Here is a 7,660-nt window from a genome sequence, read left to right on the forward strand (position 1 = left end):
GTCAGTATGAACAAAAACGAGACACCAGATAAACCGGTCCCCTTTTACAAAAAGGCGATAGCCTATGTAAATATTTTTATGCTGCTGGGGCAGATGAGCTTACCGACCCTGGCATACGCTTACAATGCGTTTGATGGTATTGATGCGGCTCACATATTGAGAAGCTCACCTGAGTTTACCAGGGGCACAGAGTTTGGGCAGCCATTTTATATCAAGTCTGAGCATGTTGTTGAGCACCCTTTAAGCAGGTCAGTACAAACGATTGCCGGGTTTCATGCTGTGCTAGCAGCCAATCGGGAACATGTCTTACCAAAGCCTCGCTTTACGCCTGCCATGTACGGTGTTATAGCTGTTCCCGTAACGCGCCATCAAGTAGGAAAGCAAATTGGCGACCGCTTTGTACAGACGCGCCTGATCCGCTCCCAAATCTATGCCAAGCTGGACAGGAACATGATTTCGCCGGCCTATGCTGATGAAACCGACCAGATAATCCAGCTCTATCAAAATGCCTACGAGCTGGCTGGCAAAGGTGGCATAATCTTTGGTGAGAAAGTTTCCAAATCTGTTTATGACAGCTTTGGCAAAGATTTTATCTGGCCTGAATTTAGAGAAATTAACGGAGAGCAAGTGCTGTCTCCGGTTGTACACCTCAGTGCAGATACATTGAAAACGCGATCCGTTAACGGACACCTGGCCGAATTTACCGGTAGTGATGTCAACTTCAGAGATATTACCGTCAATAGCGGTACTTTACGCATCGGCAAAAATACCTATCTGAGAACCGCCCGCGATTTAACTGTCAACCCAGGCGCACAAGTGGCCTCAGACGGCGACCTGAACCTGTTTGTTGGCGGCACGCTCAGAAACCACTCCGGTAACCTCAGCGCCGCACAAAATGTGCAGATTATTGCCGGGCAGTATGAACAAAAAACCCTGGTACACCGCTTTTCAAATCGCTATGAGCAAGGCACCCGATTTGGCCAGGTAGCGTCTGTGAATGGCGAGAACATCAGCATTTACAGTATGGACGACATTGTTGTTCAGGGTGGCACCATCAATGGCAATAACATCAGCCTGCGTGCCGATGGCAATATTCGTTTGCTCTCTCAGCAAACCAGCTACGTGAACAACGCGCCTGTTGGCAAATACGACCACACAAGCAGTGAAATTGAACACCTGACCACTAAACTCTCCGCCAACGACAGCATTTACCTGATGGCCTCCGGTGCGATTGAGCTTAAAGCCGCAGAGCTGCATGCCGATCAGGGAGTGATAGATATTCTGGCGGGCCAGGGTGTGTATATTCTGAATGAGTTTAACCAGTCACAGAGCAACAAAAGTGGCAAGTGGGGCAAAACCACAGAAGAAGAGCAAGAGTTCCAGACTATTGCTATCCGCTCAGCGCTGGAGGCCGGTAAAGGTGTTCGAATTGCCTCTGAGTTTGGTGATATCACCTTAAAGGCCACAAAAATAACCTCAGGCACCGGCACCAGTATTGATGCCCGCAACGGCCGGGTAAACCTGCTACTGGCCACAGAGCAGGACCATTACTTCTATAACAAGGTCAAAAAAGGCACCTGGAAAATCAAGACCGAAACCAAACAGGATGAGGTCGATACAGCGGTATACAACCAGATCATCGGCGGCGTTAAGGTCAATGCCACCCATGGTATTACGCTGGAGCTGGGGCAGTATGAGGGAGAGACACTCCAGGATACACTGAACGCATTTAGCGGTGATGAAAGCCTAAGCTGGATGTCAGACCTGCATAACGACCCGGAGTTTGCAGGCAACATCGACATTGCTTATAAAACGCTGGTTGAAATTCACAAGCATGAAAAGAAAAGCACCCTCAGCCCCGCAGCCATGGCCATTATAGCCATTGCGGTATCTGTGGCGATGGGGCCGGCTGGTGCAGGGTGGATTGGTACTGGCACTAATGCGATTGGTCCTGCGTTAAATGGTATGATCTCAGGTGCTGCTATGCAGGCCGGTGCAGTAACTCTGGCCACTCAGGCTGCAACCAGTATCGCCAATGGTGAAGGCCTCGACGGCGCGATGAAGAAAATCTATTCCAGCGAAGGCTTACGCTCTCTTGCTATTTCTATGGCAACTGCGGGTGTTCTGAACAGCGAAGCGTTCACTAACTCTCCATTCTTCGGCAACGCGGATGTAGGGTCTGTGTTTTTTGAAAGTCAGCAAGCCATTGATATCGCCAATCAGGCGACACAAGCACTGGTGACGTCCACTGTCAGGGCAGGAATATCGACCATTATTAATGGCGGCGATCTGGCCAGCTTCAAAGATCAGTTCGTAAGCTCACTGGGCACATTTGCCGTAAATGAACTCAGTAAAACGATGGCTGAGCAGATCAAGGCTGCTGATTTTGATACCGCAATAAAGTATGTCGCCCATGCAGCTGCGGGTTGCGTTATTGGGCTGGCAACCGCTGAAGCCCAGAACCAGTCGGGCTCTTCAAAATCATGTGGTTCAGGCGCGCTGGGTGGCGTGGTTGGAGAATATGTTGGTGAACTCACTCGCGAAGAAATTGAAGCTCGAATTGAGAAAGTAAAGGGAACGCTGGGTACGTCACTTAATTACGCCAACGATCCCGATTTAACACCGGAAGACATTCTCAGCTATTGGCAGACTCAACAAGCGGAGATATTGAACTTAAGAGCTGCGGGTATTGATATCGCCAAGCTGATGGGTGGCCTGTCTGCGTTATTACTCAATGCCGATGTTAATATCGCTGCTAATGCATCTGAAAATGCTGCAGAACATAACGCGCTGGGCGCTGTTGATAAATTAGTTAAAGCACTTGGCAAGGTTGGGGCTGGCATTGTTGTTGGCATGCGTATCGTTGATACCGTGGATACCGGCAGGGCACTGATTAAATTTGGTAAAGCACTTAAAAAAGGCGACAAAGCCGAAGCTGCCGACATGTTAGCCGAGCTGGCAGCCGACGGATTAATTGATTTAACACTCGACAGGTTGATCCCCGGTAATAAGCATTTTGAGAAAGCCATTCAGAAGCTCAGAGAAAAAGGCAAGCACCTTTGGGCAGACGACTTAGAACATTATGCAAAGAATGCTCCCGGCGGAGAACTAAAAGGCACGCTGGAACCCGGCAAATACTCAGCCCCAAAATCAGATGTCCCTATCGATCCCTGGCTGCAAGGGGTGGATACTAGTAAGGCATTTAGTGGGACTACGGGGAAACATGAATCTTTAAAAAAGAAGTTTTCCAATAGAGGATCTGATGAGGATGTACATCATGTTATTCCTTGGACATTTGGATCAACTAATAAGCATCCTTTAATCGATGAGTTGAACTTTAATTTAAACGACATGTTGAATGGTAAGGTAATCAAAGCAGATAGAGCTAATAAAAGCGATGTGAAGCCCAAAAATCAATTACACGGGGCTCACCCTGCATATACTAAAGCGATGTTAGAGATGTTAAACAGAATACATGGTTCAAAGCAGACAAAGGAAGTAAAGAAAGAGATGCTGATAGAGGTTATTGAGCGTGCTAAAATTCACCTTGAAATGAATGAACCGCCATTAATGAAAAAGCATGGCTCAACAGTTGAAAAATGGATAAAGGTTTTGGAGCCTGCAATCAATCGGAGAACGGGGTAATGCTGCTAGACTATCAAGAAATAGGGTCTGATTCGGTAAAACGAGAACTGGGCCTGGTTCAACAGGTTTACACGCAAGACGTCTTTTTGAAAGGTCTTTTCTTGGGAGCTCGTTTACCCGAAGATCTTGAAGGGTTTAGAGTTTTTAAAGATCCCATAAATTTGGATATGCGAATTCAAACTCCTGATTATTGCTATGATGAGCCAGAAAAATGGGATTTTCAGCATTTCACATCCATTTTAGAATGGAACGAAGGAGATCCAAGTTTATATTTTAGATTTTATGATAACTACGATGATGTTCTGGCAATACAGAAGGAATACAAAAAAATACTGTACGGTTTTGCAGATGACTTCTATGAACCTATTGTAAATAGAATCCAAAAGTTTAGGACAAATGATCAGGATGATGCGATGAAAAAGAAATACTCACTAACAAGTACCAATTTAGAATATATATATGCGGATTTGATTCCGAACATTGTTTTAGATCATTTTGTTAGGATCGTTGATATCGTGATATTTGGAGGCCTTGAGCGCTCACCTATATGCAAAAGGTTACTCGATTGCTACCGGCTTGGTGGTATGCCGGGTGGCTGGGTTGGCCCTTTACCTGAAGATGGCGGGACACCAGAGCAATGCATGGAGCTATATCATCTCGGTGAATAGCATAATCACTTTAGCGTCACTGGTGGTAAGTAGATTTGGGTTATTGTCTTCCGATTTGACCAACTTATCACCAGTGAGACAGGGTAAGGAAAGCTAGCGATGCTGCTCAATTATCAAGAAATAGAATCTGATTCGGTAGAACGAGAACTGGGCTTGGTTCAACAGATTTACACTCAAGACGCCTTTTTGAAAGGCCTTTTTTTGGGAGCTCATTTACCCAAAAATCTTGAAGGGTTCCGAATATTTAAAGACCCAATTAATTTGGATTTTCGCATTCTGACACCTGACTATTGTAACGATGAACCGGAGAAGTGGGAGCTTCAGAATCTTCCATATATTTTGGATGATGAGCAAGGAAGAGTTACGTCTGAGGGTGTATATTCAGATTTCAACTATAGATTAGCTGTACAGGAAAAGGGATAGAGTTACATAGACACCCACCCCAAAACTGGCGTACAGAATGTGCGCCGTCTACCTTTAGGTAATACTCAATGGATGAGGATAATGGACTATGCCAATAGCAAGGAAGCGGCAGGTTAGCCTATCGGATACCAAATACTACCACTGTATTTCACGTTGTGTACGACGCGCATTTTTATGTGGTGAAGACCGCTTAACGGGCAAGTCATATGAGCATCGCCGGGACTGGGTAGAAGAAAAACTACTGGCTCTCGCCAAGGTGTTTTGTATTGATGTGAGTGGCTATGCAGTGATGAGCAACCACACGCACATTGTACTGTATGTGGATGATAACAAAGCGCAAAGACTGACTGATAAAGCGATAGTTATTCGCTGGCATAAGCTGTTTAAAGGTAACTGGCTGACGCAAAAATACATCAATGGCGATGAACTGAGTGTGTCGGAGCAGCGCATGCTAGCGGATGATATTGCTGAATTCAGATTACGGCTTGCGAGTATCAGCTGGTTTATGCGGGTGCTCAATGAAGACATTGCCCGCAGAGCCAATAAAGAAGATGGTTGTACAGGCCGGTTTTGGGAAGGAAGATTCAAATCACAGGCATTACTGGATGAAGCGGCGCTGGCTGCATGCATGGCTTATGTTGACCTGAATCCAGTCAGAGCCAAAATGGCAGAAACACCGGAAACTTCAAACTATACCAGTATCAAAAAACGCATTGAGTTCGCACGCCAGGGCAAGCAACCGAAAAGCTTGCGGCGCTTTGCAGGCAATTCAGGAGCAAATATGCCAAGTGGGCTGCCGTTTGACCTGACTTACTACATTCAGCTAGTTGAACTCACAGGTCGGTGCATACGTGCAGATAAACAAGGTTACATCAGCGATAGCCAGCCACTGTTGGCAAGACTACAAATAGAGCCAGATAACTGGCTAAAACTCACCACACAGTTTACCAAGGTATTTCATGGGGCAGTTGGGCGAAAGCAAGCGGTGACAGATTTCTGTGAGCATCTTCATAAAAAGAGAAGAGCCAATCTAACTCAGAGTGAGCAATTGCTGGGCTAACAGTGTTCATTTGATGGAATTTCGACTCATCCAAACTCAGGTCTGGGTGCGTATTCGCATTGTTCTAACCTGACTACTTTCACTGCTCAGAGCGTGCACGAAGCAAGAGGCCTGATAATTTTACATTTCCAAGCTGAACCTGCCTACCTGCTGTATTGCTAACTTAAACGATAGTGGTGCACTTCAAGTTGAACCTACCTCGGGTTCGGCTCTGTAGTTTAGGGTGGGTGTCTTCGGTTTTCCGCGTTCGGTTTTCCGCGCTGCTCAGAGCGTGCACGAAGCAAGAGGCCTGATAATTTTACATTTCCAAGCTGAACCTGCCTACCTGCTGCATCGCTAACTTAAACGATAGTGGTGCACTTCAATTTAGAACATAGCTCGGGTTCGGCTCTGTAGTTTAGGGTGGGTGTCTTCGGTTTTCCCCAGATCCATTTTCTCTTAATGTTAGAATACCAACAGGTAATGAACAAGGTGCAAACGAACTTTGGATACCAGGTGGTAAGGTCACGAACGGAAATCATGAAGCGCTTGTAGATGAAATACCGATAGGGCAGTATATGGAGATATCGTGGTCGGAAGTATTGAAAAAATTTGGAGATTAGAGTGAGAGTGTTGGCAAAAGAAAACTGGAATTATACGCTTTATGAAATGGATGATTTGAGCTGGGTAATTACGGTGTTAGTTCACCGTCCCGGAGCTGAGACGCAGATGTCTTTTAAGTTAACTGATTCAGAAATCCAGTCGATTGAACGCGATAAGGCGTTTTTGCCAGAATTAGCTAAAAGCATTGCTTTTAGTCAATCGTTATTTTCGAGTCGGAAAGTGACACCCACGGTTACAATGTCAGATCTGGAAAATGGTCGGCCTGACTTCAAGAGATAAAAAACTCCATCTCAGAGAAGGCTTATTAGGAGAGGTTTTTTAGAAGACCGAGAGCTTGCGAAGGACCCGCTGCCTACCTTTGGCTGATACTCAATGGATTGAGGATAATGGATTATACCAATAGCAAGGAAGAGGCAGGTTAGCCTATCGTACTTTAGAAGACCTATATGGACGCTCCAGCGATGTCAAGCCGAGTAGGCCTGCGAGATAGCGAATTTTCGTTATCTCGTTCGTTATTTTATCCACTTCGCCATGTCTGATGTTTGGTCCAGTTCGCTATAAAGGGAGAATTTAGGGAGACACCCACCCCAAAACTGGCGTACAGGATGTGCGCCGTCTACCTTTAGGTAATGCTCAATGGATGAGGATAATGGACTATGCCAATAGCAAGGAAGCGGCAGGTTAGCCTATCGGATACCAAGTACTATCACTGTATTTCACGTTGTGTACGACGCGCGTTTTTATGTGGAGCGAACTTGGAAGACACCCACCCCAAAACTGGCGTACAGGATGTGCGCCGTCTACCTTTAGGTAATACTCAATGGATGAGGATAATGGACTATGCCAATAGCAAGGAAGCGGCAGGTTAGCCTATCGGATACCAAATACTACCACTGTATATCCCGATGTGTTCGCCGGGCATTTTTATGTGGCGAAGACCGCTTAACGGGCAAGTCATATGAGCATCGCCGTGACTGGGTAGAAGAAAAACTACTGGCCCTCGCCAAGGTGTTTTGTATTGAGGTGTGTGGCTATGCAGTGATGAGCAACCACACGCACATTATACTGTATGTGGATGATAACAAAGCGCAAAGGCTGACTGATAAAGCGATAGTGATTCGCTGGCATAAGCTGTTTAAAGGTAACTGGCTGACGCAAAAGTTCATAAAGGGCGATGAACTGAGTGTGTCGGAGCAGCGCATGCTAGCGGATGATATTGCTGAATTCAGATTACGGCTTGCGAGTATCAGCTGGGTTTATG

5 protein-coding genes and 2 pseudogenes are annotated in these 7,660 nt (G+C 46.0%); all 7 read left to right on the forward strand.

The window, feature by feature from the left end; genetic code table 11:
- Window positions 1-6 precede the first annotated feature (6 nt).
- Complete coding sequence (locus tag TW77_RS06565; RefSeq protein WP_046004163.1) at window positions 7-3,645, forward strand: DUF637 domain-containing protein; 3,639 nt, start codon at window positions 7-9, stop codon at window positions 3,643-3,645.
- Window positions 3,600-4,313 (forward strand): hypothetical protein, encoded by a 714-nt coding sequence (locus TW77_RS06570; protein WP_156158616.1) that lies wholly within the window; start codon window positions 3,600-3,602, stop codon window positions 4,311-4,313. Before TW77_RS06565 ends, TW77_RS06570 begins: the two co-directional genes overlap by 46 nt.
- Window positions 4,314-4,412: 99 nt before the next feature.
- Window positions 4,413-4,736 (forward strand): hypothetical protein, encoded by a 324-nt coding sequence (locus TW77_RS06575; RefSeq protein ID WP_046004165.1) that lies wholly within the window; start codon window positions 4,413-4,415, stop codon window positions 4,734-4,736.
- Between the two features lie 88 nt (window positions 4,737-4,824).
- Window positions 4,825-5,796 carry a transposase gene (locus TW77_RS06580; protein WP_046004166.1) on the forward strand — a complete coding sequence of 324 codons (972 nt, stop codon included), beginning with the start codon at window positions 4,825-4,827 and terminating at the stop codon, window positions 5,794-5,796.
- Between the two features lie 609 nt (window positions 5,797-6,405).
- Entirely contained in the window at window positions 6,406-6,678 is a 273-nt protein-coding gene (locus tag TW77_RS06585; protein WP_156158617.1) for a hypothetical protein, read from the forward strand.
- A gap of 377 nt (window positions 6,679-7,055) precedes the next feature.
- Window positions 7,056-7,148 (forward strand): annotated as a pseudogene (locus TW77_RS26030) (transposase); the annotation flags it as partial.
- Window positions 7,149-7,239: 91 nt separating this feature from the next.
- Window positions 7,240-7,660 (forward strand): annotated as a pseudogene (locus TW77_RS06590) (transposase); the annotation flags it as partial.

The organism is Pseudoalteromonas rubra, assembly GCF_000967655.1.
GTDB lineage: Bacteria > Pseudomonadota > Gammaproteobacteria > Enterobacterales > Alteromonadaceae > Pseudoalteromonas > Pseudoalteromonas rubra_A.

Bases quoted from the DNA above. Each gene is read 5' to 3' on its own strand.
- TW77_RS06580 (WP_046004166.1), top strand. From the start codon at position 4,825: ATGCCAATAGCAAGGAAGCGGCAGGTTAGCCTATCGGATACCAAATAC.
- TW77_RS06570 (WP_156158616.1), top strand. From the start codon at position 3,600: ATGGATAAAGGTTTTGGAGCCTGCAATCAATCGGAGAACGGGGTAATG.
- TW77_RS06565 (WP_046004163.1), top strand. From the start codon at position 7: ATGAACAAAAACGAGACACCAGATAAACCGGTCCCCTTTTACAAAAAG.
- TW77_RS06575 (WP_046004165.1), top strand. From the start codon at position 4,413: ATGCTGCTCAATTATCAAGAAATAGAATCTGATTCGGTAGAACGAGAA.